The organism is Roseomonas sp. KE2513 (genome assembly GCF_016107305.1).
In the GTDB taxonomy this organism is placed as follows: domain Bacteria; phylum Pseudomonadota; class Alphaproteobacteria; order Acetobacterales; family Acetobacteraceae; genus Roseomonas.
Genome location: NZ_RCVR01000192.1, coordinates 1 through 494 on the forward strand (window position 1 = coordinate 1; position 494 = coordinate 494).

2 tRNA genes are annotated in these 494 nt (G+C 63.2%); both read left to right on the forward strand.

Going from position 1 to position 494, the window contains the following annotated elements:
* Nucleotides 1-139: 139 nt before the first annotated feature.
* Nucleotides 140-216, forward strand: a tRNA-Ile gene (locus tag D9599_RS30910).
* Between the two features lie 74 nt (nucleotides 217-290).
* Nucleotides 291-362 (forward strand) — tRNA-Ala (locus tag D9599_RS30915).
* Nucleotides 363-494: the final 132 nt, after the last annotated feature.

Below are 494 nucleotides of genomic sequence, written 5' to 3' on the forward strand. Positions count from 1 at the left end.
ACAGATCCTGATCACGGATCTCGTTCACACCCGTATCCTCTCCTTGCTGGTTTGGGTCGCGGCCATTGGCCGGCGCGGTTCTCCGCGCCGCGGCGCTGGCCGCGCATCCTTCCTGTTGATCGTCGTGCATTCGAAGCTTGGGCCAGTAGCTCAGTTGGTTAGAGCACACGCTTGATAAGCGTGGGGTCGGAGGTTCAAGTCCTCCCTGGCCCACCAGTTGATCTGGTGAGAAGGCCGGGAGGCCTGAGGGCGCGCGGCGGTGCTGGTTTGCCTGTTCCTGGTTGGCTTGTGGGGGCGTAGCTCAGTGGGAGAGCGCCTGCTTTGCAAGCAGGGGGTCGTCGGTTCGATACCGACCGTCTCCAAGCCATAGGATGGGCTTAGGGTTGCGGCAGGATGGTTGAGCGAGCGGATGCTTGCTCCTGTCTGTGCTGCGTCGTCTTCGAGAGACAGGGCCGTGCTGGTTCGGGGAAACCCGTGCCGGCGAGCGGTCTCTC